This is a genomic window from Rhodococcus sp. C26F (assembly GCF_053345925.1).
Genome location: NZ_JBKFBA010000026.1, coordinates 1 through 25,255 on the forward strand (window position 1 = coordinate 1; position 25,255 = coordinate 25,255).

General features: G+C 69.3%; 24 protein-coding genes, 1 pseudogene and 1 riboswitch. Of the genes and pseudogenes, 17 read left to right on the forward strand and 8 right to left on the reverse strand.

Translation table 11 applies throughout. From position 1 onward, the window contains the following. From ACLBYD_RS21330 to ACLBYD_RS21345, 4 genes are all read left to right on the forward strand, one after another. Positions 1-480: LLM class flavin-dependent oxidoreductase (locus ACLBYD_RS21330; protein WP_447818003.1), on the forward strand; the 480-nt coding region annotated here is incomplete at its 5' end. Positions 481-763: 283 nt separating this feature from the next. Next, the gene (locus ACLBYD_RS21335) at positions 764-2,110 is read left to right on the forward strand and encodes an MFS transporter (protein WP_447818059.1); all 1,347 of its coding nucleotides are present in this window, start codon (positions 764-766) and stop codon (positions 2,108-2,110) included. A gap of 96 nt (positions 2,111-2,206) precedes the next feature. Beyond that, positions 2,207-4,291: a phosphate acetyltransferase gene (gene pta, locus ACLBYD_RS21340; protein WP_120280168.1), complete on the forward strand. Its 2,085-nt coding sequence runs from the start codon at positions 2,207-2,209 to the stop codon at positions 4,289-4,291. After that, positions 4,288-5,502 carry an acetate/propionate family kinase gene (locus tag ACLBYD_RS21345; protein ID WP_447818005.1) on the forward strand — a complete coding sequence of 405 codons (1,215 nt, stop codon included), beginning with the start codon at positions 4,288-4,290 and terminating at the stop codon, positions 5,500-5,502. Before pta ends, ACLBYD_RS21345 begins: the two co-directional genes overlap by 4 nt. Positions 5,503-5,509: 7 nt before the next feature. Here ACLBYD_RS21345 and ACLBYD_RS21350 read toward each other — a convergent pair whose 3' ends face one another. From ACLBYD_RS21350 to ACLBYD_RS21360, 3 genes are read right to left on the reverse strand one after another with little or no spacing between them, the layout of a single operon-like run. Next, a complete protein-coding gene (locus tag ACLBYD_RS21350; protein ID WP_447818006.1) occupies positions 5,510-7,960 on the reverse strand; it encodes a tetratricopeptide repeat protein in 2,451 nt (816 codons plus the stop codon). Positions 7,961-7,965: 5 nt separating this feature from the next. After that, the gene (locus ACLBYD_RS21355) at positions 7,966-8,928 is read right to left on the reverse strand and encodes a transporter substrate-binding domain-containing protein (RefSeq protein ID WP_271037638.1); all 963 of its coding nucleotides are present in this window, start codon (positions 8,926-8,928) and stop codon (positions 7,966-7,968) included. Continuing rightward, positions 8,925-10,277 carry a hypothetical protein gene (locus tag ACLBYD_RS21360; protein ID WP_447818007.1) on the reverse strand — a complete coding sequence of 451 codons (1,353 nt, stop codon included), beginning with the start codon at positions 10,275-10,277 and terminating at the stop codon, positions 8,925-8,927. Before ACLBYD_RS21360 ends, ACLBYD_RS21355 begins: the two co-directional genes overlap by 4 nt. A gap of 137 nt (positions 10,278-10,414) precedes the next feature. Between ACLBYD_RS21360 and ACLBYD_RS21365 the strand changes: the two genes are divergently transcribed. Further along, entirely contained in the window at positions 10,415-11,269 is an 855-nt protein-coding gene (locus tag ACLBYD_RS21365; protein ID WP_447818008.1) for an NUDIX hydrolase, read from the forward strand. 35 nt (positions 11,270-11,304) lie between these two features. Here the strand turns inward: ACLBYD_RS21365 and thiE are convergent, their stop codons facing one another. Next, the gene (gene thiE, locus ACLBYD_RS21370) at positions 11,305-11,994 is read right to left on the reverse strand and encodes a thiamine phosphate synthase (RefSeq protein ID WP_349536153.1); all 690 of its coding nucleotides are present in this window, start codon (positions 11,992-11,994) and stop codon (positions 11,305-11,307) included. Positions 11,995-12,020: 26 nt separating this feature from the next. Further along, a riboswitch (TPP riboswitch) is annotated at positions 12,021-12,133 on the forward strand. On the opposite strand from thiE, the gene thiO reads away from it, so the two are divergent. The 7 genes from thiO to ACLBYD_RS21405 all read left to right on the forward strand — a co-directional run bounded on the left by thiO (position 12,130) and on the right by ACLBYD_RS21405 (position 18,148). Then, positions 12,130-13,194 carry a glycine oxidase ThiO gene (gene thiO, locus ACLBYD_RS21375; protein WP_447818009.1) on the forward strand — a complete coding sequence of 355 codons (1,065 nt, stop codon included), beginning with the start codon at positions 12,130-12,132 and terminating at the stop codon, positions 13,192-13,194. Its footprint overlaps the riboswitch before it by 4 nt. Then, positions 13,191-13,403: a sulfur carrier protein ThiS gene (thiS, locus tag ACLBYD_RS21380; protein WP_006553656.1), complete on the forward strand. Its 213-nt coding sequence runs from the start codon at positions 13,191-13,193 to the stop codon at positions 13,401-13,403. The genes thiO and thiS overlap by 4 nt, the downstream gene beginning before the upstream one ends. Continuing rightward, positions 13,396-14,181, forward strand: coding sequence for a thiazole synthase (gene thiG / locus ACLBYD_RS21385; RefSeq protein WP_006553655.1), 786 nt, complete (start codon positions 13,396-13,398; stop codon positions 14,179-14,181). The genes thiS and thiG overlap by 8 nt, the downstream gene beginning before the upstream one ends. Before the next feature lie 91 nt (positions 14,182-14,272). Next, a complete protein-coding gene (locus ACLBYD_RS21390) occupies positions 14,273-14,806 on the forward strand; it encodes a hypothetical protein (protein ID WP_447818010.1) in 534 nt (177 codons plus the stop codon). A gap of 68 nt (positions 14,807-14,874) precedes the next feature. Further along, complete coding sequence (locus ACLBYD_RS21395) at positions 14,875-15,804, forward strand: ABC transporter ATP-binding protein (protein WP_006553653.1); 930 nt, start codon at positions 14,875-14,877, stop codon at positions 15,802-15,804. Then, entirely contained in the window at positions 15,804-16,583 is a 780-nt protein-coding gene (locus tag ACLBYD_RS21400) for an ABC transporter permease (RefSeq protein ID WP_447818011.1), read from the forward strand. The genes ACLBYD_RS21395 and ACLBYD_RS21400 overlap by 1 nt, the downstream gene beginning before the upstream one ends. 92 nt (positions 16,584-16,675) lie before the next feature. Then, entirely contained in the window at positions 16,676-18,148 is a 1,473-nt protein-coding gene (locus ACLBYD_RS21405; protein WP_447818012.1) for a M20/M25/M40 family metallo-hydrolase, read from the forward strand. A gap of 12 nt (positions 18,149-18,160) precedes the next feature. On the opposite strand, the gene thiD is transcribed toward ACLBYD_RS21405, so the two are convergent. Next, positions 18,161-19,006, reverse strand: coding sequence for a bifunctional hydroxymethylpyrimidine kinase/phosphomethylpyrimidine kinase (thiD, locus tag ACLBYD_RS21410; protein WP_006553650.1), 846 nt, complete (start codon positions 19,004-19,006; stop codon positions 18,161-18,163). Positions 19,007-19,164: 158 nt separating this feature from the next. Between thiD and ACLBYD_RS21415 the strand changes: the two are divergent. Continuing rightward, positions 19,165-19,485: pseudogene (locus tag ACLBYD_RS21415) on the forward strand (GNAT family N-acetyltransferase); the annotation flags it as partial. A 159-nt stretch (positions 19,486-19,644) separates the two neighbouring features. Here ACLBYD_RS21415 and ACLBYD_RS21420 read toward each other — a convergent pair. From ACLBYD_RS21420 to ACLBYD_RS21430, 3 genes are read right to left on the reverse strand one after another with little or no spacing between them, the layout of a single operon-like run. Beyond that, positions 19,645-20,448 (reverse strand): exodeoxyribonuclease III, encoded by an 804-nt coding sequence (locus ACLBYD_RS21420; protein ID WP_120280159.1) that lies wholly within the window; start codon positions 20,446-20,448, stop codon positions 19,645-19,647. Between the two features lie 18 nt (positions 20,449-20,466). Then, positions 20,467-21,432, reverse strand: coding sequence for an N-acetylglutamate synthase, CG3035 family (locus tag ACLBYD_RS21425; RefSeq protein WP_447818013.1), 966 nt, complete (start codon positions 21,430-21,432; stop codon positions 20,467-20,469). Between the two features lie 22 nt (positions 21,433-21,454). Further along, positions 21,455-22,051, reverse strand: coding sequence for a peptide deformylase (locus tag ACLBYD_RS21430; RefSeq protein ID WP_024101813.1), 597 nt, complete (start codon positions 22,049-22,051; stop codon positions 21,455-21,457). A 132-nt stretch (positions 22,052-22,183) separates the two neighbouring features. On the opposite strand from ACLBYD_RS21430, the gene ACLBYD_RS21435 reads away from it, so the two are divergent. From ACLBYD_RS21435 to ACLBYD_RS21450, 4 genes are all read left to right on the forward strand, one after another. Then, positions 22,184-22,534, forward strand: a complete 351-nt coding sequence (locus ACLBYD_RS21435; RefSeq protein WP_016691601.1) for a DUF3263 domain-containing protein — start codon at positions 22,184-22,186, stop codon at positions 22,532-22,534. 77 nt (positions 22,535-22,611) lie between these two features. After that, positions 22,612-23,256 (forward strand): LytR C-terminal domain-containing protein, encoded by a 645-nt coding sequence (locus ACLBYD_RS21440; protein WP_447818014.1) that lies wholly within the window; start codon positions 22,612-22,614, stop codon positions 23,254-23,256. Between the two features lie 91 nt (positions 23,257-23,347). After that, positions 23,348-24,001, forward strand: a complete 654-nt coding sequence (locus ACLBYD_RS21445) for a superoxide dismutase family protein (protein WP_447818015.1) — start codon at positions 23,348-23,350, stop codon at positions 23,999-24,001. A gap of 101 nt (positions 24,002-24,102) precedes the next feature. After that, positions 24,103-25,224, forward strand: a complete 1,122-nt coding sequence (locus tag ACLBYD_RS21450; RefSeq protein WP_447818016.1) for a glutamate--cysteine ligase — start codon at positions 24,103-24,105, stop codon at positions 25,222-25,224. The last annotated feature ends 31 nt before the right edge of the window (positions 25,225-25,255 follow it).

The window sequence follows — 25,255 nt, forward strand, 5'->3', positions numbered from 1 at the left end:
GGCCCGGTGGTGGCACGCTATGCCGGACGCGCCGGGGACGGGTTCATCTGCACCTCGGGTAAGGGCATGGAGCTCTACACCGACAAACTCCTGCCGGCCGTGGCGGAAGGTGCGGAGAAGGCGGAGCGGGATGCGACGCAGATCGACAAGATGATCGAGATCAAGATCTCGTACGACACCGATCCGGACAAGGCGCTGGAGAACACCCGGTTCTGGGCACCGTTGTCGCTGACGCCGGAGCAGAAGCACAGCATCGATGATCCGATGGAGATGGAGGCGGCGGCCGATGCGTTGCCGATCGAGCAGGTCGCCAAGCGGTGGATCGTGGCGTCGGATCCGGACGAGGCCGTCGAGAAGGTCAAGGCGTATGTCGATGCCGGGTTGAATCATCTGGTGTTCCACGCGCCGGGTCATGATCAGAAGCGGTTCCTGGAACTGTTCGAGCGCGACCTAGCGCCGAGGCTCCGCGCACTCGCCTGACATCCGGCCTTTGAGGCGCCGCTTCTCCGAGAAGGAGAAGCGGCACCTTTTCTGTTCGACGAGAGATGTCGATGTTGTTTCACAACGGAACAGCGACGGGGTCCGGTGTCTACCTACGTTTGTTCCGACGCGGTGGCAACCGTCACACACACTGCCCGCCACCGCCGGACATCACAGCTCGGACGAGGCACACGCCGACCCCGATCCGAATCGAACCCAACGAGGCACCGTGATCACCGACAAATCTGCATCGACCATGCCGCAGTCAGAAGCGAAACCGGAGATGAACCCCCGCCGCGCATCGATCGCCGCGCTCCTCGGAGGGGCACTGGAGTACTACGACTTCTTCGTCTACGGCGCTGCCGCCGCGCTCGTCTTCAACGTGCTGTTCTTCCCGGGCGGTAACCCCACCGTCGCCCTCATCGCATCCTTCGCCACCTTCGCCGTGGGGTACGTGGCACGGCCGGTGGGCGCCGTCGTCATGGGGCACTTCGGCGACCGGCTCGGCCGCAAACGCGTCATGCTCGCGACCGTCGTCCTGATGGGCGTCGCGTCCTTCGTCATCGGATGTCTTCCGACCTACGAGCAGGTGGACATCCTCGCACCGATCCTCCTCGTGGCGATGCGTGTCCTGCAGGGCTTCTCGGCGGGCGCCGAATCGGCCGGGGCGTCGACGTTGACCGTCGAACATTCGCCGGTGGGACGCCGCGGTTTCTTCACGAGCTTCGTGATGGTCGGCTACGCCGTGGGGTGTTCGCTCGCGACCGTCGTCTTCGTGCCCGTCTCGCTCCTGCCCGACGACGCGCTCTACAGCTGGGGCTGGCGGATCCCGTTCTGGCTCAGCGCAGTTGTCGTCGTCGTGACCTACTACGTTCGCAACCACCTGGACGAGACGCCGACCTTCACCGAGGTGAAGGAGGAGAGCGTCGTCCGCAAGCTCCCCCTCGGCGACGTGTTCAAGTTCCACTGGCGCTCGGTGATCCGGGTGGCCGGCGCGTCCCTGATGGCATCGGTGCAGACCCTCTTCGCCGTGTTCAGCCTGTCGTACGCCACCTCGGTGGGTGTCGAGCACAGCGTGATGCTCACCGTCATCTCCGTCTCCATCGCACTGTCGATGTTCACGATCCCCGCGGCCGGCTACCTCTCCGACATCATCGGCCGCAAGCCGACCATGTTGATCGCCTCCCTCGGCTGCGCGGTGAGCCTCGCCGGATACCTGTGGGCGATCTCGACGACGAACATCCTGCTGATCTCCGTCGCCGCGTTCGTGAACATGTCGCTGTTCTTCAGCTGCTACAACGGCGTGTGGACGTCCTTCTTCGCCGAACAGTTCCCGGCGACCGTCCGCTTCACGGGGATGGCCGTGAGCAACCAGCTCGGCAACCTGCTGGCCGGCTTCTCGCCGATGGTCGCCGCGCTGATCCTGCTCCCCGGCGTGACGGGCTGGCTCCCGGTCGCGATCTTCGGTGCGGTCGCGTGCGGCATCGCAGGTGTCGCGGTCCTCGGACTGCGTGAGACGGCGAAGACGCCGACCGACCTGCTCGGACTGCCGGCCGACGCCGAACCGGTGGAGGTCGTGGCGGACGCCGAACAGCCCGGCACGCCGCGCGTGCTGCAGACCCAGTCCTGAGTTCCCGCGACTCTCACATGCCCGGCCTGACACATCCGGCCGGGCATGTGCGCGGCTACACCGGACGGAACAAAGTTTGCAGTTAGGGTGGAATCCATGAGTGCTGCTGCAGGGTCCGTCTCGAGCATCTACATCGCAGCTCCGGAAGGGGACACCGGGAAATCGACCGTCGCCCTGGGGGTGCTGCAGACGCTGTGCGCGTCAACCGCCCGCGTCGGTGTCTTCCGGCCCATCGCGCGCTCCGACAGCGACATCGACTACATCCTCGAACTGTTGCTCGAACACACCACCGTCGACCTCGCCTACGAGGACTGCATCGGCGTCACCTACGACGACGTCCACGACGACCCGGACACCGCGCTCAGCGACATCGTCGGCAAGTACCACGCGGTGGCCGACCGCTGCGACGCCGTCGTCATCGTCGGCAGCGACTACACCGAGATCGCCAACCCCAGCGAGCTGTCGTACAACGCCCGCATCGCGGCGAACCTCGACGCCCCGGTGCTGCTCGTCCTGCGCGGTTCCCGCCGCACGCCCGCCGAGATCGCCCAGCTCGCCGGGGTGTGTGCAAACGAGCTCGCGGGTCAGCACGCGCATCTCGGTGCGGTGGTGGTGAACCGCTGCGACCCCGACGCACTCGACGAGATCGCACAGGCACTCGGCGACCGCACCGAACCGGTGTGGACGCTCCCGGAGGTGCCCGCGCTGGTGGCGCCGACGATGGCCGAGCTGCAGACCGCGATCGGAGGCGAGCTCTACAGCGGCGACCCCGACCTGCTGCAGCGGGAAGCGCTGCGGATCATGGTCGGTGGCATGACCGCCGAGCGGATTCTGGAGCGCCTCACCGACGGTATCGTCGTGATCGCTCCCGCCGACCGCTCCGACGTCATCCTCGCGCTGGTCAATGCCAATGCCGCCGAAGGTTTCCCGACGCTCGCCGGCATCATCATGAACGGCGGTCTGCTGCCGCATCCGATGATCGCGGAGCTCGTTGCGGCTCTGAAGCCGTCGCTACCGATCCTCACCACCGACCTCGGCACCTTCGATACCGCCTCGGCCGCGGACCGCACCCGCGGCCGCATGGCCCTCGGTGCGCAGCGCAAGATCGACACGGCTCTCGCGCTCATGGAACGGCACGTCGACGCGCACTCCCTGCTCGACCGGCTGCGACTGCCGCGACCGTCCGTGACCACCCCGCAGATGTTCGAATACCAGCTCATCGACCGGGCGCGGGCCCAGCAGCGCCACATCGTGCTGCCCGAGGGCGAGGACGATCGCGTCCTCAGAGCTGCCGGGCGTGTGCTCCAGCGCGGCATCGCGAAGCTCACGATCCTCGGCGACGAGGCGGCCGTCCGCCAGCGGGCGTCGGAACTCGGGGTGGACCTGTCGGAAGCGCAGATCCTCGATCCGCGCACATCCGAGCACGCCGACCGGTTCGCGGAGGAGTACGCGCGGCTGCGTGCCCACAAGGGCATGACCGTCGATCGTGCACGCGAGATCATGCGCGACATCTCGTATTTCGGCACGATGATGGTGCATCTGGGCCTGGCCGACGGCATGGTATCGGGCGCGGCGCACACCACCGCCCACACGATCCGTCCCGCCCTCGAGATCATCAAGACCGAACCGGGTGTCTCCACGGTGTCGAGCATCTTCCTGATGTGCCTCGCCGACCGCGTGCTCGCCTACGGTGACTGTGCCGTCGTCCCCGACCCGACCGCCGACCAGCTCGCCGACATCGCGATCTCGTCCGCCGCGACCGCCGCCCGGTTCGGCATCGACCCCCGGGTCGCGATGCTGTCGTACTCCACCGGCGAATCCGGTTCGGGCGCCGACGTCGACAAGGTCCGCTCGGCCACCACGTTCGTGCGCGAGCGACGATCCGACCTGCTCGTGGAGGGTCCGATCCAGTACGACGCGGCGATCGAACCGACGGTCGCGAGCGCGAAGTTACCCGACTCCGACGTCGCCGGTCGCGCCACGGTGTTCATCTTCCCGGACCTGAACACCGGCAACAACACCTACAAGGCCGTGCAGCGCAGCGCCGGTGCCGTCGCCGTCGGACCCGTCCTGCAAGGCCTGAACAAGCCGGTCAACGACCTCTCGCGGGGCGCCCTGATCCAGGACATCGTCAACACCATCGCCATCACCGCGATCCAGGCGCAGGAGGAAGACGCGTGAGCAGCCCGAACCCGGTCACCGCAGGCATCGTCCTGGTCCTCAACTCCGGATCGTCGTCGATCAAGTTCCAACTGATCGAACCGGAGAGCGGAAAGTCGCTGGCGCACGGACTGATCGAGCGGATCGGGGAACCGGAGGGCCGGATCGTCTTCCACCACACGACGGGTGTGGACGAACGCAACGACGCCATCGCCGACCACCGGACCGGACTGCGTGCGGTACTGGAGATGCTCGAAGGGCTGGGCCGTCCGCTGCACGAGGTGGGCATCGTCGCCGTCGGACACCGACTCGTGCACGGCGGCAAGGTCTTCTACGAACCGACCCTGATCGACGACGACGTGGTCCGCGCCGTCGACGAATTGTCGATCCTTGCGCCCCTCCACAATCCGGCGAACGTCGTGGGAATGGAGGTCGCGCGGGAGGAACTTCCCGACATCCCCCACGTGGGTGTCTTCGACACCGCCTTCTTCCACGGTCTTCCGCCGCACGCGGCGACCTATGCGATCGACCGCGACATCGCCCACAAGCACGACATCCGGCGGTACGGATTCCACGGTACTTCACACGAATACGTGTCGGGGCGTGCCGCGGAGTTCCTCGGACGCGACATCGCGGACCTGAATCTGGTTGTGCTCCATCTGGGTAACGGTGCGTCGGCGTCGGCGGTCGCAGGTGGGAGCCCGATCGACACCTCGATGGGACTGACCCCGCTCGAGGGTCTCGTCATGGGCACGCGCAGCGGCGACATCGATCCGGGTGTCGTCATGCACCTCAACCGGGCGGCCGGGTTGAAGGTCGACGCCATCGACGACCTGCTCAACCGGCATTCGGGCCTGAAGGGGCTGTCGGGTGTCAACGACTTCCGGGCTCTGCTGAAGCTCGTCGGCGAGGGCGACGAGGACGCGCGACTCGCGTACGAGGTCTACGTGCATCGCATCCGGAAGTACGTGGGCGCCTACACCTTCGAGCTCGGTGGCGTCGACGCGATCGTGTTCACCGGTGGGGTGGGGGAGAACAACGTCGACGTCCGGCGCGACAGCCTCTCCGGCCTCGACCGGCTCGGCATCGTCGTCGACGATGCGCGCAACACTGCCGACGACGACGGGGAACGCCGGATCTCGGCCGACTCGTCGCAGGTGGAGGTGCTCGTGATCCCCACGAACGAGGAACTCGCCATCGCCCGCGCGGCCGTGCAGTTCGCCCGGCGCTGACTTCTGATCAGGTCAAACTGCGCGGCCGGATCGCGTTCGCGAGGTCGACGAGGGTGTAGCGGTGTGTGCGGGAAGGGGCGTTGCGCGCCAATTGCCGCAGCGCTGCCTCGGTGCCCAGGCGTAGTCCCTTCTCGGTGAACGGTACGTCGAGGATGCGGTCGTACTCGCGACTCGACGCCCGTCCACTGCGCACCCATTCGAGCGCCGTCCCGAGGACCAGTGCGCGCATCTGCAGGGCGCGACCCTCGTCGGGAGGCAGCGACGCGATCCGGTGCGCGGCCTCCCGCAGATCCGCCTCGGAGATCTCCTCGACGCGACCGCCTCGTAACAGGACCAGGGCGGCGGTCATGGTCGCTGCACTGTGGTGCCGGGAGGTCGTGGGGACCTCGTCGAGCACGTCGACGGCGGCACGGATCTCGTCGCGGGCGGTGAGCTGGCGTGCCAAACCGAAGGCCGCGCTGACGACGGCGTGATCGGTGCGCCACACGACCCGGTAGGACTGCTCGCAGAAGCGTCGCCACGCGTCGGGGTCGTCGCTCTCCCAATGCTGCAGCGTCAGTTCGGCGGTGGCCCCGAGCGCGATCTTCGGGGCGATCTCGCCCGGAAGAGCCTGCAGCACCTTGTCGAACCGGGCGAACGCTGCCTCGTAGTCGTCCTGCAGCAGTTCGGCGATGCCGGCGTACCAGTCCATGCGCCAGTCGTCGCCGAACGCGCGCTCGAGGCGGGTGAGGATCTCCACCGCGCTGTCGACCTGCCCGAGATCGAGATGGGCGCGGACCTCGGCGAGGGTGATCTCCTTGGAGAACGACACGTCGGATGCCCCGACGACCCGCCCGACCCCGTTCTCGCGCGCGTGCCGGAGCGAGTCGAGGGTCTGCTGCGGTTCGCTGTGTACCGCTGCGGCGAGGAGCGCGGCACTCGGATCGTTGGGGTCGAGCAGCGGGACGGGCAGCGCCGCCGCGACATCCTGGCCCCGCAGTTTGGGGTCGCGCTCGATCCCGTCGGCGTAGACGTCGGTGGGGACGAGCGCCTCGTCGGTGCCGAAGGTCGTGCGGGGCGGGCTGAACAGCCGGGACAGCCCGGGATGTTCGGTGCCGAGTTTCTTCGACAGGATCTCGCGCAGCACACCGGTGAGCTGTCCCTGCAGTTCGTCGGCGGACGAGAAGCGCTGCTGCGGATCGGGGTTCGTAGCCCGCAGGAGCAGGCGGTGGAAGGAGTCGAACTCGGCGAGCAGGGGCGCCTGCTCGGGAGTGGGCAGACCGTCGCGGTACCGGCCCTTGTCCGACGGCATGTCGAGCGTGAGCACCGCGAGTGTGCGTCCGACCGTGTAGATGTCGCTCGCGACCGTCGGCCCGGTCCGGACGATCTCGGGTGCCTGATATCCCGGCGTCCCGTACAGATAGCCGTACCCCTCGATCGCGGAGACGGCACCGAGGTCGATGAGTTCGATCTGCTCGTCGGTGACCATGATGTTCTCGGGCTTGAGGTCGTTGTAGACCAGTCCGATGTCGTGGAGATACTGCAGTGCCGGAAGCACTTCGAGCATGTACCCGATGGCTTGCTCGACCGGGATGCGGTTCGGCGGAGGGTAGTTGTCGAGCACGGTACGCAGGGTGTGACCACCCAGGTACTCCATGACGATGTACCCCATCGGGGTGCCGTCGGGTGAGGGGTGCTCGACGAAGTTGTAGATCTGCACGATGCTCGGATGGCTGACCTCGGCCAGGAACTGGCGTTCGGCCACCGCCACCGCCTGCGCCTCGGCGTCGCCACCCTGCAGCAGGCCCTTCAGCACCACCCAGCGGTCGCTCACGTTGCGGTCGATCGCGAGATAGATCCACCCGAGTCCGCCGTGTGCGAGACAGCCTTGCACCTCGTACTGCCCGGCGACGAGATCGCCGCGGTGCAGGGCCGGAGTGAACTGGAAATGTGTTCCGCACTGGGGGCAATCGCCTTCCGTGGGACCCGGCCCCGACGGGGTGCTGCGTCCCACCGGTTGTCCGCACTTCGCGCAGAACCTCTTGCCCTCGGAGACGTGAGGATCGCGGAGGACCGCGTCGACCGGATCCTTCGTGGTGGGGACCGGCACGTCGACGAGGCCGGCGATGCGGCGACGCTGGGTTCCGCGCGGCCGGATGCGGCGGCTCGACGAACGTTGGGAGGACGAACGCTGGGACGACGAGCCGGACCAGATCGACGAGCGCTGGGTGGATTCGGGCCGCGTGGTGGGGACAGGGCCGCGTTCGGTGGCAGGTCCGGCATCCCCGGCCGCCCGCGCGGTGGCCGGTCCCGAGTCGCTCGTCGACGGCTCGGTCGCGGGCCCGGAATCCGCCGCACGCCTGGTGGCGGGCCCGGAGTCCACTGCCCGTTCCGTGGTGGGCCCGGAGTTCACCGCCCGTTCGGTGGCGGGGCCGGAATCGACCGACGGGGTATCGGCCGGTTCGGGTTCGTCGGACATGGCCGTCACTCCCGGTAGTTCGGAGTCGGGGGTGACGGAGTGGGACCGAGCACCCGCAGGTACTTCTCGTACAGCGCCGTCCACGTCCCGTCGGAACGGATCCGTTCGAGGGTGGCGTTGACGAACCGTACGAGCTCGTCGCTGCCCAGCCGGATTCCGATTCCGTACGGCTCCGATCCCAGGGAGGGGCCGACGAGTTCGAGATAGGGGTCCTGCGAGGCGAGTCCGGCGAGGATCGTGTCGTCGGTGCTCACGGCGTCGACCTGCTGTTGCTGGAGGACGACGAGGCAGTCGGCCCACGACGGCACGGTGAGGATCGACGCCGACGGCTGTACCTCCCGCATCCGGAGCAGCGAGGTCGTGCCCTCGACGATGCACACGCGCCGGCCGGCGAGATCGGCGGCGGAGCGGATGTCGGATCCCCGGACGACGAGCACGCGCTGCTGGGCCCGGAAGTACTCGGTGGAGAAGTCGACCTTCTCGCGTCGGGCGCACGTGATGCTCATGGTCTTCGCGACGATGTCGACGGTGGAGTCCTGCAGCGCCTTCTCGCGCTCGGCCGACGACAGGATGCGGTAGTCGACGAGAGCGGGATCGCCCAGGAGGTCGCGGGCGATCTCGCGCGCGATGTCGACGTCGAAACCGGTGATGCGCCCGGTCGCGGTGTCGCGGTAGCTCATGAGGTTGCTGCCGGTGTCGAGGCCGACGATCAGCCGGCCGCGCGTGCGGATCCGATCGATCGCAGGTCCGGTGGCGTTCGGGTCCGGGGGAAGCGAGGCGGTGGGATCGCCGCAGTCGGGGGCGGGCGGTGTGGCCACCGACGACTCGAGCATCCGCGCGTTCTCGGGGAGCGGGAGAGAGGTCGTCGTCCCCTGGAGGCCGGGGGCGCGCGGTGGGGGATCGGTCGCGCACCCGCCGGCGAGTGCGGCGACGACGCACAGGCCCGCGACGAGAACGCGCTCTCTCACTGGTACTCCTTCAACCGGGGCCGGAGACCGACCCACACGCCGACCAGCGCCACCGTCAGCAGCACCACCGACATCGGTGCGAGGCCGGCGAGGGTGCGGGAGGCGCGGAACTCGTTGTCGCGCAGTTCGGTGCGGGTGTCGTCGATTCCTTCCGTCAGGGCCGCATCGAGAGCGACGAACCGGGCGGTGGACTCGCCGGGACCTGCGCCGACCGCGAGTACCGAGGCCGCTGCGTAATCGCCGCGGACGAGGGCGTCGACCATGCGTGCATGCGAGTTGATCCAGGCCTCGTGCGCCGACCGGGCGGTCTCCACTGCCTCGGCGCCCGCCTCGAGGGCGGAATCGCGACCGTACTCGTCGAGGATGTCGCCGAGTCGCGCCATGTTGGTCCCGAAGGTGTCGTCGTACGCGCCGGTCGTGTCGCGCCGGGCGATCAGCAGGGTCTCGGCGGTACGCGACTGCTGGGCGAGGATCCGGCCCTCGGTGAGATCGGCGAGCGGTGCCGCACCGCGCTCGATGGCGCGTTCGGTGGCACTCGACGAGGCCAGGCCCGCGACGAGCAACCAGCACAGCAGCGCGCCGGTCGCGCCGATCGCGACGAGGATTCCGGGATTGAGGGTGCGACGACTGCGGCGGCTCACGACGACGTGCGCCACGCACAGGGCGGCGACCGTGACGAGGAGCAGCCCGATCGCGAGCCAGGGCGGTCGCACCGCGTCGCGCTGGGTGTCCTCGACCGCGGCGACGCCGCGCGTGTGCAGTTCCTGCGCGGCGGGGAGCAGTTCGGTCTGCATCAGGTGCGAGGCCTCGCCGAGATATGCGGCGCCGACCGGATGCCCGGTGCGGTTGTTGGTGCGGGCCGTCTCGATGAGACCCGTGTAGACGGGCAGCAACCGCCCGATCTCCGTCAGGTTGTGTGCGGTCTCGCGGTCGGCGTCGGTCAGACCGGTCGAAGCGATGACGAGATATTCCGCAGCCTCGTTGGTGGCCCGGATGTAGCGACTGCGCACCGCTTCCGGTTCGAGTCCTCCCGAGATGAAGCCCGTCACGGCGGCGGCGTCGGCCACCGAGAGCGCGCTGTAGAGATTCTGGGCCGCGCTGGCGAGCGGCTCGATGGACGTGAGGAGACGATCGTGGGTGGCCTGCCTGCCGGACACCATCGTTGCGGAGACCGCTGCCGAGGCGACGAGCAGCACGGTGAGCACCACCCCGAGGACCACCAACCGGACCGGCGTGGATCGGAGCAGGGCACGAGCGTCGTCGAACCGGGCGTCCGGAGTGTCCGTATCGGCGTCGTCGCGAATGTGGCTCTCGACAGGAGCGAAGGGAGGGGTGATCCGTACGTCCACCGGGCACTCCCTTCCTCGTGTCGAGCGGTCTGAGGGGAGCATATAAGCAGCCCGGCGGTATTGTTGCCGTCCACGGACGGCGGGGATCCGGTACCGGGCACAGGTCCGGACGAGGGCGGATCGGAGAGGCGGACGCAATGCGTGGAGACGGCGACGGCTGGGCGGTCGGACCGGACGGTGAGAAACGCTGGGGACGACACGGCGCCGCAGGTCTGCTGCTGCGCGCTCCGCTCGCGGACGGTCGCCCCGCGGTTCTCCTGCAGCACCGGGCGGCATGGTCGCACCAGGGTGGCACCTGGGCGCTTCCCGGTGGAGCGCGCGACTCGCATGAGAGCACCGTCGACGCCGCCGTGCGGGAGGCCCACGAGGAGGCCGGCATCGATGTCGCGGCCGTGACGGTGCGCGCCGAACGTGTCACCTCCGGTCTCGCGGGCGGATGGACCTACACCACCGTCGTCGCCGACGCCACCGAAACGCTCGTGACCAGCCTCAACCAGGAGAGCACCGAACTGCGCTGGGTGCCCGAACCGGAGGTCGAGGCGATGCCGCTGCACAGCGGCTTCGCCGAGGCGTGGCCGTCGCTGCGCACCTCACCGGTACGCATGCTGCTCGACACCGCGAACGTGCTCGGAGCGAGCGGCCCCACCGGATGGTGGCGCGACCGCCCCGGCGCGACGAGCGCCCTGCTCGCCGACCTCGCCGCGGTCCTTCCCCGCACGGTCGAATTTCCCGACGGGACGTTCGGCTGGGTCCCCTGCGTCGAAGCGGTCCTCGAAGGGCATGCCCGCGACGCGACGATCGACGACGTCCGGATCCCGGTGCACAGCGCGGACGGCAGCGGCGACGACGAACTGACCCGGCTGGCCTCCACCGCGACGGCCGTGGTCGACCCTGGGGTGACGGTCGTGGTCACCGCGGATCGCGGCCTGCGCGCGCGGTTGCCCGAGGGCACGATCGCGATGTCGCCCTCGGCCGTGCTGGGCTGGCTGTAACGCCTCAGGCCGGCAGCGCAGCCTTCAGCCGCCTTTCAGGCCGGCAGCGCGGCCTCGAGTGCTGCGGCGGCTGCCCGCGGATCGGAGGCCTTCGTGATCGCCCGGACCACCGCGACCCGCGTGGCACCGGCGTCGAGCACCTCGGGGAGCCGCTCGAGATCGATGCCGCCGATCGCGAACCACGGCCGTGCCGGCTGCGACTGCGCGACCTCGCGCGTCACCTCCAGCCCCGCCGCGGTCCGTCCCGGCTTGGTCGGGGTGTCCCACACCGGCCCGGACGCGAAGTAGTCGACGCCCTCCTCGATGTCGGCGAGCGCAGCCTGCGCGCGGCTCGACGTCGAGCGGCCGATGACGATCTCGTCGCCGAGGATCTGCCGCGCGTGCCGCACCGGCAGATCGCCCTGACCGAGATGCAGGATGTCGGCGCCCGCCGCGAGCGCGATGTCGGCGCGGTCGTTCACGGCCAGGAGCGCACCGTGGCGTGCACACGCCTCGCCGATGATCTCGAGGGCGGCGAGTTCCTCGCGTGCCTCGAGGCGTCCGAACTTCTTCTCGCCGGCCGAGTCCTTGTCGCGCAACTGGACGATGTCGACCCCACCGGCGAGGGCCTCCTCGACGAACCGTGCGAGGTCGCCGGTGTCCCGGCGAGCGTCGGTGCACAGGTACAACCGGGCGGTCGCGAGGCGGCCGCGCGGGTCGGGATGGTTGCCGCGATAGGTGGTCACGACCAAGACGGTAGCCTCTAGGCAGAAAGTGACGACACGGGAGTCCCGAGGTTCGCGGGGCTGAGAGGGGGCCTGCCGGCCCCGACCGTTATGACCTGACCCGGATCATGCCGGCGCAGGGAGTGAGGTGGACCAATGGCAACTGTGGCCGTCGTGGGTGGCGGAGTGATCGGGCTGTCGATCGCATGGCGCGCGGCCCGCTCGGGGCACATCGTGACCGTGCACGACCCGAATCCCGGCAGTGGCGCCTCGTGGGTGGCCGGCGGGATGCTGGCCCCGCTGTCCGAGGGCTGGCCCGGTGAGGACCACGTGCTGTCCCTGGGTGGGGCCTCGCTCGACCGCTGGCCCGGATTCGCGGATGCACTGCGCGCGGAGACCGGCGTCGACGTGTTCACCGCCGAGGCGTCGCTGACCGTCGCGCTCGACGCGGCGGACGCGGCCGACTTGCGGACCGTCGCCGAATGGGTCGGGGAGCGGGGGCACGAGATGCGTCTGCTCTCCCGTGCGGAGATCCGGGAGTTCGAACCGTCGCTCGGGCCGAAGGTGCGTCTCGGACTGCTTGCACCCACCGAGTCGTCGGTCGACAACCGCACGCTCGTCGACGCCCTGCGCGTCGCGGCCACCGCGGCCGGGGTGCGTTTCTCCGACGCCGCCGTCCACGATCTCGCCGACCTTCCCGACGATCAGGTGGTGCTCGCCGCCGGCTCGGCGTCGGCGCGACTGTGGCCGGGCCTTCCGGTCCGTCCGGTCAAGGGCGAGATCCTGCGCCTGCGGGTGCGGCCGGGCGCGACCCCGCCGCCGCAGCGCACCGTGCGCGCGAGTGTCCACGGACGCCCCGCCTATCTGGTGCCCCGCCACGACGGCCTCGTCGTGGGCGCCACACAGTACGAGGCGTCCGACACACAGGTCACGGTGGCCGGGGTGCGCGATCTGATCGCCGACGCCGAGAAGATCTTCCCTGCGCTCGGCGAGTACGAACTGTTCGAGGCGAGCGCGGGCCTGCGCCCGATGACCCCCGACAACCTGCCGCTGATCGGCCGGCTCTCCGATCGTGTCGTCGCCGCGACCGGCCACGGCCGCAACGGTGTGCTGCTCACGCCGCTCACCGTCGACGCGGTGCTCGCCGAACTCGGTGGGCGGTCGCTGGCCGACGCGCAATACGCCTGTCCTGGACGAATTACGGAAGCGAGTGTGGGATGACGAACGTGTCCGTGGGCATCACCGTCAACGGTGAGGACAAGTACTACGACGCGGCCCCGACCGTGTCACAACTGCTGAACGAGCTCGGCCTGCCCGAGAAGGGCATCGCGGTCGCCGTCGACGGTGTCGTGTGCCCGCGCGGCCGCTGGTCGGAGCCGGTCACGCGCGGAGCGAGCATCGAGATCCTCACGGCGGTCCAGGGTGGCTGACACACACGATCCCGGCGCCGACCTGCCGCAGCTGACCATCGCCGGCCGCACCTTCGGGTCGCGGCTGATCACCGGCACCGGTGGCGCGGCGAACCTGGCCGTGCTCGAGGAGGCACTCGTCGCGTCGGGCACCGAACTGACCACCGTCGCGATGCGCCGCGTCGACGCAGCCTCCGGAACCGGTGTCCTCGACCTGCTGCGCCGTCTCGGCATCGAACCGCTGCCGAACACCGCCGGGTGCCGCGGCGCGAAGGAAGCCGTGCTGACCGCGCAGCTCGGTCGGGAGGCGCTGGAGACCGACTGGGTGAAACTCGAGGTCATCGCCGACGAACGGACGCTGCTGCCCGACGCCATCGAACTCGTCTCCGCGGCCGAACAACTCGTCGACGACGGCTTCGTCGTCCTGCCGTACACGACCGACGATCCCGTCCTCGCGCGACGCCTCGAGGACGTCGGTTGTGCCGCGGTGATGCCGCTCGGCTCGCCGATCGGGACCGGCCTCGGCATCTCGAACCCGCACCACATCGAGATGATCGTCGAGGCCGCGGGTGTGCCGGTGATCCTCGACGCGGGAATCGGAACCGCCTCCGACGCGGCGCTCGCGATGGAACTCGGTTGCGACGCCGTGCTGCTCGCGACCGCCGTCACCCGCGCGAAGGATCCGGCGCTGATGGCGTCGGCGATGCGTCACGCCGTCGAAGCGGGATTCCGTGCCCGGCACGCCGGCCGGATCCCGAAACGCTTCTGGGCCCAGGCATCTTCGCCGATGGAGCCGTGACCGGTACGGGAAACCCCTGAGCACCTTGGTGTTCAGGGGTTTTCCGATTATCACGCGACGGGATACCGATCGGTCTGTACGATCCCCGGGCATGACAATTGCACACAGAATTCTCGCTGCCGCCGCTGCCGGGCTCATGGGCACTGCCGTCGCCGTCGCGGCGCCGGGTGTCGCGGGCGCCCAGGAACCGTGTCAGATGGGCTGGTCGAACACCGGACCGAGGTCGTGCGCGACGACGGAGTTGTCCACGCCACCCGTGCTGACATTGGGCGACGGCATCTGCGCCGGCATCGTGCGCGCCGGTGGAACCGCCTTCGACGGCCCGCTCTACGAGTACTCCTCGGCGCCGGGTGCCACCCACGGGATCGAACTGCGGATCACGCAGGGCTACTCGCTTCTCGGCGAGTGGACGCCGAGCATCCTGAACTGCGACGTCACCGTCGCTTTCGACTGGCACAACCTCGACACCGGTGCCCGCGGTACGGAGACCCGCTTCGTGCCGGCCTTCCACACGAGCACCCGGCCGTTGTTCATGCACGTGTTCCCCGGACCCGGCCGCGTCGCCCTGACGATGCGTACCGAGCGACCGAGCATCCCGGTCACCACCGAGGTCTTCGTCCCCTGACGCACCGCGTGCGGCTCCGGGGAGTGTGATCGGATGCGCTCGCCGGAGCCGCACGTAGGGTGGTGCGCATGATCGAAGTGACCGGCTTGACCAAGACCTTCGGGTCCACGACCGCGGTCGACGACCTGACGTTCACGGTCCGTCCCGGCATCGTCACCGGCTTCCTCGGCCCCAACGGCGCGGGGAAGTCCACCACGATGCGCATGATCCTGGGGCTGGACCGGCCGACCTCGGGAACCGCACTGATCGAAGGGAAGCCGTACAGCGAGCTGACACGGCCGCTCACCACCGTCGGGGCGTTGCTCGACGCGAAGTGGGTGCATCCCAACCGGTCGGCGCGGTCGCATCTCGCCTGGCTGGCCGCGTCGAACGGTCTGCCCGCCTCGCGTGTCGACGAGGTTCTGCGCCAGGTGGGTCTGACGGAGGTCGCGGGCAAGCGCGCCGGCGGCTTCTCGCTCGGCATGTCGCAGCGACTCGGTCTCGCCGCCGCACTGCTCGGCAACCCGCGCGTGCTGCTGTTCGACGAACCGGTCAACGGCCTCGACCCCGAGGGCATCGTGTGGATCCGGCGGTTCATGCAGGCGCTCGCCGCGGAAGGCCGCACGGTGCTCGTGTCCAGCCACCTGCTCTCGGAGATGGCGCAGACCGCCGAACACCTCATCGTCATCGGCCGTGGACGGCTCATCGCCGACACCTCGGTGAAGGCGTTCGTCGACCGCGCGTCCGACTCGTTCGTCGTCGTGCGCAGCCCGCAACTCGACGAGCTGCGCACCGCGCTCACCGAACGCGGGCACACCGTGCGGGAGGACGACGGTGCCCTGCACGTCTCGGGCGCTCCGGCGGCGGAGATCGGCGAACTCGCCGCGACCCGGTCGATCGTGCTGCACGAACTCGCGGGACGCAACGCGTCGCTCGAGGAAGCGTTCATGAAACTCACCGGTGGCGAGGTCGAATACCACGGATCCGGAGTCGACGACGTCATGAAGGGTGGACTGTGATGAGTACGGCGCTCGACACACTGCGGGCCGAACGGATCAAGCTCACGTCGGTGCAGTCACCGCTGTGGTGCACCGTCGTCATCGTCGCCCTCGGCCTGGGTCTGGCCGCGATCCTCGGGTCGGTCTCCCGCGCGTCGGCCGGGATGGACGACGAACTGGGACGGTTCTATCCGACCGTGGACGTCGCGGTCAGCGGCGTCACCGGCTTCGGCGTGCTGGTGCTCATGATCCTCGCGGCACTGTCGGTCACCAGCGAATACCGTTTCGGGGTCATCCGCACGACCTTCCAGGCCACCCCGAACCGCACCCTGCTCCTGACGATGAAGGCCCTGCTCATCGGTGTGCTGGGCGCGGTGCTGACACTCGCGGTCTCGTTCGGTGCCTTCTACCTCGCGAAGGCACTGGCCGGGCCCGACGCAGGTCGCGAACTCGTCCTCAGCGGCGACACGGCGTGGCGCGCGATCTACGGCACCGCGATCTACGCGTTCCTGTGCGTCTTCCTCGCGATCGGTGTGGGCACGCTGCTGCGGCAGTCGGCCGGCACGATCGCGCTGCTGATGCTGTGGCCGCTGCTGCTCGAGTCGTTGTTCGCGCTGTTCGGTTCGGTGGGCCGCGAGATCCAGCCGTTCCTGCCGTTCGCGAACGCGAACAACTTCCTGGGTATCGGGCAGGGAATCGAATTCCACTGGGGTCCATGGGGATCGCTCGTGTACTTCGCGGCCTTCTCGTTCCTGGTGTTCGCGGCCTCACTCGTGGTGGTCAACCGCCGCGACGCCTGAGGTACTACCTCGACACGCCGCAGGTTCTGCCTCCGCACACTGCGCCGCACGGTTTCCCCGTGCGGCGCAGTGCTTTTTTGTACGCTCGGTCGATGGCGCGGGCGCAGACGAGATACGGCATGCGGGGAGCGGCGCTGATCGCCGCCGGTGTACTGCTGACGGCGGGATGCTCGGAGGCGGAGGTGGAGGCGCCGCCCGTCGACCCGACGGCGCTCGCCGACGCCGTGCAGCTCGATGCCGTCATGACGCACCTGACGGAACTCGAACGGATCGCCGGCGAGAACCAGGGAAACCGTTCGCTCGGGACCCCCGGCTACGACGCGAGCGTCGACTACGTCGCCGGAGCCCTGCGCGACGCCGGATTCGACGTGCAGACACCGGAGTTCGACACGACCCTGTTCGCCGTCGAGAACGAGCAGCTCACCGTCGACGGGGAGCCGATGGGCGTGAGCGCACTCGGCATGTCGCCGTCGACGGGACCGGAGGGGCTCACCGCGCGCGTCGTGCGCATCGCCCCCGACGACACCCCCGGTTGCGAGGCCACCGACTACGACGGCATCGACGCGACCGGCGCGGTGGTGATCGTCGATCGCGGCGTGTGCACCTTCGCCGTCAAGGAGCAGGTCGCCGCCGAACGGGGAGCGGCCGCGCTGCTCGTCGCCAACAACGAGGACGGCCCGCTCGCCGCCGCCGGTCTCGGGGCGGAATCGAACCCCCGCATCCCGGTCGGGGGCGTGGCCGGGGCCGACGCCGAGCGCCTGTCCGCCGCGACCACCGTGACGGTGACACTCCAGACCCGCACCGAGGACCGGAAGTCGCGCAACGTGATCGCGCAGACGCGCACCGGCTCGACCGACGACGTGGTCGTCGTCGGCGCGCACCTCGACAGCGTCCCCGAAGGACCGGGGATCAACGACAACGGAACCGGTGTCGCCGCCGTCCTCGAGACCGCGCTGCAACTCGGCAGCGAGCCGGGCGTGACCAACGCCGTGCGGTTCGCGTTCTGGGGCGCCGAGGAGGTCGGACTGGTCGGCTCCACGAGGTACGTCGAGTCGCTGTCCGACGAGGAACGACTCGACATCGCCCTGTACCTGAACTTCGACATGCTCGGCTCGCCCAACGCCGGATATCTGGTGTTCGACGGCGACGACTCCGACGCCGTCGGTGAAGGACCCGGACCGGAGGGTTCGGCGGGTATCGAACGGACCTTCGCGCAGTTCTTCGACGAACGCGGAATCGAGGTCGGCGGAACGGATTTCGACGGCCGCTCCGACTACGGTCCGTTCGTAGCCTTCGGCATCCCCGCGGGCGGGGTGTTCACCGGCGCCGACGACGTCAAGACTCCCGACCAGGCCGACCTGTGGGGTGGCACCGCCGACCAGCCCTTCGACCCGAACTACCACACCCCCGAGGACACCCTGGCCGGCATCGACCGCGACGCGTTCGCCGCGGCGGCCGCCGCCGTCGCCTACGGCACGGCCGTCTACGCGAATTCGATCGACGGACCCGACGGGGTGCCCACCGGCGACCAGCGGGCCGAGGTGCGCGCCGAGTTCACCGAGTGAGGGCGGGCGCGGTCAGCGCTCGTGCAGTCGCCACAACGGGTTGACCGGGCCGTGGCCGTGACCGAGGTCGTAGGACCACTCGAGGCACTTCGTGATCCATTCCTTCGCGAACTCGACTGCCTCGGGCACCGACCGGCCGTGCGCGAGGGCAGACGCGATCGCGGCCGCGAGCGTGTCGCCGCCGCCGTGGTCGTTGCCGGTCTCGATGCGCGGCGTGCTGAACTCGAGGAAACGGTCGCCGTCGAACAGCAGGTCGGTGCTCTTCTCCGAGCTGCGCAGGTGACCGCCCTTGACGATCACCCACTGGGCGCCGAGCGCATGGAGCGCTTCGGCGGCGCGCCGGGCCGACGCGTCGTCGACCACCTCGATGCTCGTGATCAGCCGTACCTCGTCGAGATTCGGGGTGACGACGGTGGCGAGGGGGATGAGCACCCCGCGGATCGCGTCGAGCGCGTCGGAGTGCAGCAGCGGGTCGCCGTGCATCGACGCGCAGACCGGGTCGACGACGAGCGGCACCTCCATGTCGCGGCCGATGCCCACCTCGGAGCACACCTGCGCGACGGCCTCGATGATCTGCGTGGAGGCGAGCATGCCCGTCTTCGCTGCGGACACCCCGATGTCCTCGACCACGCACCGCACCTGGTCGGCCACGGTCTCGGCGGGGATCTCGTGGAACCCGCGGACGCCGACGGAGTTCTGGACGGTCACGGCGGCCACCGCGACGCATGCGTGCACACCGCACATCGCCATCGTGCGGGAATCGGCCTGGATGCCGGCTCCGCCTCCGGAGTCGGTGCCGGCGATGGTGAGGGCTCGAACCGGGGTCTCGCCTCGAGGCGACAGGGGCAGAAGGTCCACGCGGACACCCTACCGAGGGTGTGTTCGATCACGGCCGGGCGGCGCTGAGGCGGGTGCGTTTTCCGAAACACGACAGCGTTGCCGCCGGTGGCCGCCTCGTTGCTCTATAGTGGCATAGGTCACAGTTCGATCACGCAACACCCCCATTGGAGGCGCTCATGAACACGAGTTCGCCGGACCTCGCCGTGTCGGACAACGCCGACCAGAACCGGTTCGAACTGCGCCTCAACGGCGATCTCGTCGGCATCCTGGGGTACTACGACTTCGAACGCGCTCCGGCGCCGAACCCGCCGGTCGTCGACTTCATGCACACCGTGATCGTCGAGGATTTCGGCCATCGGGGTCTCGCGGCCGTCCTCGTCGGTGGTTCGCTCGATCTCGCGCGCAGCCGGGGTTGGCGGGTGCGGCCGGTGTGCACCTATGTGCAGCGATTCCTGTCGTCGCACGAGAACTACCGCGACGTCGTCGTGGCTCTCGAGCCGCCGCGCACGGAACCCAAGCGCACGGAACCCAAGCGCACGGAACCTCAGCGCACGGAACCCCAGCGCAAGGAGAATCGGCGCAGGCAACCGCAGCGTAAGGTGCCCGCCCGCAAGGCCTGATGCCTGCGCGGGCGGTTCACCCGACGCGGGACCTGCTCAGAGGTCGAGGTCGACGATGACCGGTGCGTGGTCGCTCGCGCCCTTGCCCTTGCGTTCGTTGCGGTCGATCTCGGCGCCCGTCACCCGTGCCGCGAAGGCCGGTGATCCGAGGACGAAGTCGATCCGCATGCCCTGCTTCTTGGGGAAGCGCAGCTGGGTGTAGTCCCAGTAGGTGTACACCCCGGGGCCGGGCGCGTACGGACGGACCACATCGGTGTAGCCGACCTCGGCGAACGCGTGGAAGGCGTCGCGCTCGGGCTGCGAGGTGTGCGTCTTGCCCTCGAAGAAGGCCGGATCCCACACGTCGTCGTCGGTGGGGGCGACGTTCCAGTCGCCGACCAGCGCGATGGGCTGCTCGGGCGCTGCGGTGGCCCAGGCGTGCGCGTCGGCGCGCAGCTTGGCGAGCCAGTCGAGCTTGTAGGTGTAGTGCGGGTCGTTGAGGTCGCGGCCGTTGGGGACGTACAGGCTCCACACGCGCACACCCGCGCACGTCGCCCCGATCGCCCGCGCCTCGAGCGCCGGATCGACCTCCGGGTCCTTGGAGAAACCGGGCTGGTCCTCGAAGCCGATCTGCACGTCGTCGAGGCCCACGCGCGACGCGATGGCCACACCGTTCCACTGGCTCAGTCCGACGTGCGCGACGCGGTAGCCGAGTTCCTCGAAGCGTTCGTACGGGAACTGCTCGTCCTTGCACTTGGTTTCCTGCATCGCGAGCACATCCGTGTCGGTTCGCTGCAACCAGTCGAGGATGCGGTCGGTACGGGCACGGACGGAGTTCACATTCCAGGTAGCAAGGCGCACACGCCCACTGTAGGCGACCTATCCGACGGGTTCGGAGACGTACCGGTAGCGGTGGTGGTCGACGAAGCCGAGTTCGCGATACAGGGCGCGCGCCGCGGTGTTCGACTCCTCGACCTGCAGATATGCGTGGGTCGCGCCTTGCTCGCGGGCCCAGCGCAGCAGGGCACCGCACACGAGTGTGCCGAGTCCGCGACGCCGGTGCTCGGGAGCGACCTCGACGGTCGACAGACCCACCCAGCGGCGTCCGTCCGGCGCATCGGTGATCGCCGCGCGGCAGATCGCCAGGGGCGGCTGCCCGGGTGCACCGATGCGGCCGAACCCGAGGATCCCCGCGGCCACCGAGCCGAGCACGTCCTGCGCGAGCAACGGGTCGGCGTCGGCGCGGTGGAGCGACATCCAGTCGGCGTCCGGCCGGTCGGTGATCGTGACCGGGGTGGGCTCCGGCGGTAACGGCACGTTCGCGAGATCGGCGCCCATCACGAGCACCGGCTCCGAGGTCGGCCACCCCTCGGGGATCCGGGCGAGTCGATCGGGCACCAGCAGCCGCAGTGGCAATCCGCGCGCCGCGAACCATTCACGGAGCCGGACGCGGACGGCCGGATCGGCGGGGTCGGCCACGGTGCCGCGTTCACCCAGCGGCGTCGCCGAATTGGCGCGCCGGGTGAAACCGTGCCCGGCGCGCACGAGCCAGCCGTCCACCCAGGCCGATTCGAGACCGGGCCACCCCGCGGCGGCGGCGTGCTCGAGCGCGCGGATCTCCGAGACGCGGATCGGCCGCGCCGCGATCGGCTTGAGCGCGACGACCGAGGTGGGGGACACCTGGACGACACGACCGTCGGCAGTGCGCACCGAGACCACCGGTTCGACGGAGACGAGTTCACCGATGACGTCGGTCATCGGGTGGCTGTAGCCGGCGGGCAGGCGGTACCGCAGCACCACCCGGGTGCCGAGGGGTACGGACGGGGCCGGACGGTCGGTCGTCATCGACGGTTCGCCGGTCGCCTCGTCAGTCGTCCTCGTCGTGGCCGAACGGGTCCTCCACCGAACCCGGGAGCCAGGTCAGGCCCGGGACGCCCCAGCCGGCACGCTTGATGGTCTTCTTCGCGGCGCGGGCGTTGCGCCCGATCAGCACGTCGACGTACAGGAAGCCGTCGAGGTGCCCGACCTCGTGTTGCAGCATGCGGGCGAAGAATCCGTGGCCCTCGATCTCGACGGGCTCACCGTTCTCGTCGGTACCGGTGACCTTCGCCCAGTCGGCGCGACCGGTGGGGAAGTTCTCGCCGGGCACGGACAGGCAGCCCTCGAGATCGTCCTCGGGGTCGGGCATCGTCTCGGGGATCTCCGAGGTCTCGAGGATCGGGTTGACGACGACGCCACGCCGGCGCGCGACCTTGCCGGACTCGTCGCGGTCGGGGCAGTCGTAGACGAACAGTCGCTTGTCGACACCGACCTGGTTGGCGGCGAGGCCGACGCCGTTGGCCGCGTCCATCGTCTCGAACATGTCGGCGATCAGCTGAGCGAGTTCGGCGGGTGACTCGGTCACCGGCCGGGTCGGGTTGTGCAGGACGGGGTCGCCGACGATGACGATGGGAAGAATGGCCATGGTGACACAGGATAATGGGATCGACTCGCGGCGTTCTCGAACCGGTATGTGTCCCCACCCCGTGATTGAATGACTTCCGCCGAGACGCAAGGACTCTTCGTCACGGTGTGATCCAGCCAGTCGAGGAGGGAAATGGACGGCGCAGCAGCGCACGGCAACGACCGGTCCGATCTCGTGTCCCCGCAGGGCGACGGCGCATCCGCGCAGGAGCCCACCGGCGACGAGGCGAACGGCCTGAGCCGTCGCGATCTCGACATCCTGGCGTTCGAACGGCAGTGGTGGAAGTACGCCGGTGCCAAGGAGGACGCCATCAAGGAACTCTTCGGTCTCTCCGCCACCCGCTACTACCAGGTGCTCAATGCTCTGGTGGATCGTCCCGAGGCTCTCGCCGCCGATCCGATGCTGGTCAAGCGGCTGCGGCGGTTGCGTGCGAGCCGTCAGAAGGCCCGCGCGGCCCGCCGGCTCGGTTTCGACACCCGTTAGACGGGCGGCCTCCGGGCCGGATACTGCGATGTCGACACGCGCGGCCGGTCGGCAGCGCTGCGTGTGCTCGGGCAACTATGGTCGAGGTCGTGAGCAGAACCCCCGAGATCCCCAGCCGCGCGCCCGCACCCTCGGGACCGCCTCTGCGTGCGTTCGCGATGGTCCTGATCTCCCTGGGCATCCTGTTCGCGGGTCTGGGTTTCGCCTCGCTCGGTGATTCCGACGACGAACCGGCTCCGGCGGCCGCACCCACGACGACGACCGCTGCCGCGCCGGCCGCACCGTCCACGCGCTCGGCCGCGGTGTCCACCGTGCCCTCGCCCGCTGCCGCGAACGGGGGCACGTCCGCCGCCGGAACCGGCGCGACCACCACCGCGGCCGCGTCCTCGGTTCCCTCCCTGCCCGTGGCGAGCGGAACCTCCTTCGCCTCCGACACCTCGGCCGCCGCGACGGCACCGGTCCGCGTGTTCAACAACTCCGAGATCGCGGGCCTGGCCGCGCAGACCGCCACCTACCTCGAGGACGAGGGCTTCACCATCACCGAGACCGGCAACTACAGCGAGGGCCTGCTGCCGCAGACCTCGGTGTTCTACGGGACGTCGCCCGGTGAGCAGCAGACCGCGACGGCCGTCGCGGAATCGCTCGGGGTCACCGCGCAACCGCGCTTCGAAGGCATCCGCAATGCAGCCCCCGGAGTGATCGTCATCGTCACTTCGCCGTAGCGCCGGAACGGTGTCGGTCCGCCACCGGGTGGGCGCCGGAGACACCCGGTTATGATCGGGTGACTTTTCGGCACTTCGAAGGAGCGGTTTGATGGTCTCCAGTTCCACCCGTCGCATGTCCTGGCGTGCTCTGGCCCCGATCGTCGCGATCGCCGCGGTGGGCCTGACTGCGTGCTCGAACAGCGAGGAGGCGAGCACCGAGCCGGGGACGACGCCGCCGGTGTGGACGGGATCCGCCGCGCCCGCTTCCGAGGCCCACGGCGACGACCACGGCACCGAGGGTGGAAGCGAGGGCGGAAGCGAGTCGCACGCCGGTGGCTCCGCCTCCGCTGCTGCGCTCACCGCCGAGCTCACCACGGTCGACGGCGAGTCGGCCGGTACCGTGTCGTTCGCCGAGAACGGCGGCAATGTCGAGGTGACCGTCGACGTCGAGGGTCTCGAGCCCGGCTACCACGGTGTCCACATCCACGAGTTCGGCCGTTGCGAGGCCGAGTCCACCGCTCCGGACGGTGGCGAGCCCGGCGCGTTCCTGTCCGCCGGTGCCCACCTGCAGGCCGGTGGCAACACCTCCGTTCCGGAGAGCGGCGACCTGGTCTCGCTCGTCGTCCGTGAGGACGGCACCGCCACCGCCACCGTCACCACCTCGGCCTTCGGCCTCGAGGACCTCGAGGGTGAGGACGGCGCTTCGGTGGTCGTGCACCAGGACAACCTCGGCGCACGCCTCGCGTGCGGCGTCGTCGAGTGACCGGAGTCCGCATCTCCTGAGACTCGATCTCGCAGGTAATTCCCGACACAGGGCCCCGCAGACGGACATCCGTCGGCGGGGCCCTGTGGTTGGATCGAGACGTGGCAGTCGCGTTTCCGGGATCACCCCGTCCCACGATCGGCGTGGAATGGGAGATCGCTCTGGTGGACAAGACCACCCGCGATCTTTCGAACAGCGCGGCGGTCGTCTTCGACAGGGTGAAGGAGATCGCGGGGGAGACCCCGCGGTTGACCAAGGAGTTCCTGCGCAACACCGTCGAACTCGTCACCGGCGTCCACGACACGGTCGCCGAGGCGGTCGACGATCTGTCCGAGTCGCTGTCGCTGCTGCGACGTGCCGCCGACCCGAACGGCGTGGACCTGATGTGCGCCGGTACCCACCCGTTCGCGCAGTGGACCGACCAGACCGTCACGCCTTCCCCGGACTACGACGAGATGATCAACCGCACCCGCTGGTGGGGACGGCAGATGCTCATCTGGGGAGTGCACGTGCACGTGGGGATCTCTTCGGCGGAGAAGGTCGTCCCGATCCTCAACGCCATGCTCGTGAAGTATCCCCACATGCTCGCGTTGTCGGCCTCGTCGCCGATCTGGGCGGGCTACGACACGGGCTACGCGAGCAACCGCGCGCTGATGTTCCAGCAGCTGCCGACCGCCGGCCTGCCCTATCACTTCGCCGACTGGCCGCAGTACGCGGAGTTCATCGCCGACCAGCTCAAGTCCGGCGTCATCAGCCACCCTGGGGGCATGCACTGGGACATCCGGCCGGCGCCGAAATGGGGCACCCTCGAGGTCCGGGTCTTCGACGGCATCACCAACCGCGCCGAACTGGCCGCCCTCGTCGCGTTCGTGCATTCGCTCGTCGTCTACTTCGACGAATGTCTCGAACGGGGCGAGGAACTGCCCGTGCTGCAGCCGTGGCACGTCAAGGAGAACAAGTGGCGTGCGGCGCGCTACGGACTCGAGGCGGAGGTCATCCTCGACCCGGTGTGCACCGAGCGGCTGGTCACCGACGACCTGAACGATCTGCTCGAGCAGATCATGCCCACCGCGGTGCGGCTCGGCTGCGCCGACGAACTCGTGCGGGTCGCGGACATCCCGGTGCGGGGAGCGTCCTATCAGCGTCAGCGCCGGCTCGCGGAACGGACGGACGGCGATCTCGTCGCGGTGGTGGACTCGCTCGTGCAGGAACTGAAGGAGTGATCGTCCGAGGACGTCCCGGCCGTCAGCTCCT

Coding starts and splice junctions, on each gene's coding strand:
- ACLBYD_RS21440 (WP_447818014.1), top strand. CDS start 22,612: ATGGTCGAGGTCGTGAGCAGAACCCCCGAGATCCCCAGCCGCGCGCCC.
- ACLBYD_RS21350 (WP_447818006.1), bottom strand. CDS start 7,960: ATGTCCGACGAACCCGAACCGGCCGATACCCCGTCGGTCGATTCCGGC.
- ACLBYD_RS21435 (WP_016691601.1), top strand. CDS start 22,184: ATGGACGGCGCAGCAGCGCACGGCAACGACCGGTCCGATCTCGTGTCC.
- thiS (WP_006553656.1), top strand. CDS start 13,191: ATGACGAACGTGTCCGTGGGCATCACCGTCAACGGTGAGGACAAGTAC.
- ACLBYD_RS21390 (WP_447818010.1), top strand. CDS start 14,273: ATGACAATTGCACACAGAATTCTCGCTGCCGCCGCTGCCGGGCTCATG.
- ACLBYD_RS21445 (WP_447818015.1), top strand. CDS start 23,348: ATGGTCTCCAGTTCCACCCGTCGCATGTCCTGGCGTGCTCTGGCCCCG.
- ACLBYD_RS21395 (WP_006553653.1), top strand. CDS start 14,875: ATGATCGAAGTGACCGGCTTGACCAAGACCTTCGGGTCCACGACCGCG.
- pta (WP_120280168.1), top strand. CDS start 2,207: ATGAGTGCTGCTGCAGGGTCCGTCTCGAGCATCTACATCGCAGCTCCG.
- ACLBYD_RS21425 (WP_447818013.1), bottom strand. CDS start 21,432: ATGACGACCGACCGTCCGGCCCCGTCCGTACCCCTCGGCACCCGGGTG.
- thiO (WP_447818009.1), top strand. CDS start 12,130: ATGGCAACTGTGGCCGTCGTGGGTGGCGGAGTGATCGGGCTGTCGATC.
- ACLBYD_RS21400 (WP_447818011.1), top strand. CDS start 15,804: ATGAGTACGGCGCTCGACACACTGCGGGCCGAACGGATCAAGCTCACG.
- ACLBYD_RS21335 (WP_447818059.1), top strand. CDS start 764: ATGAACCCCCGCCGCGCATCGATCGCCGCGCTCCTCGGAGGGGCACTG.
- ACLBYD_RS21405 (WP_447818012.1), top strand. CDS start 16,676: ATGGCGCGGGCGCAGACGAGATACGGCATGCGGGGAGCGGCGCTGATC.
- ACLBYD_RS21430 (WP_024101813.1), bottom strand. CDS start 22,051: ATGGCCATTCTTCCCATCGTCATCGTCGGCGACCCCGTCCTGCACAAC.
- ACLBYD_RS21365 (WP_447818008.1), top strand. CDS start 10,415: ATGCGTGGAGACGGCGACGGCTGGGCGGTCGGACCGGACGGTGAGAAA.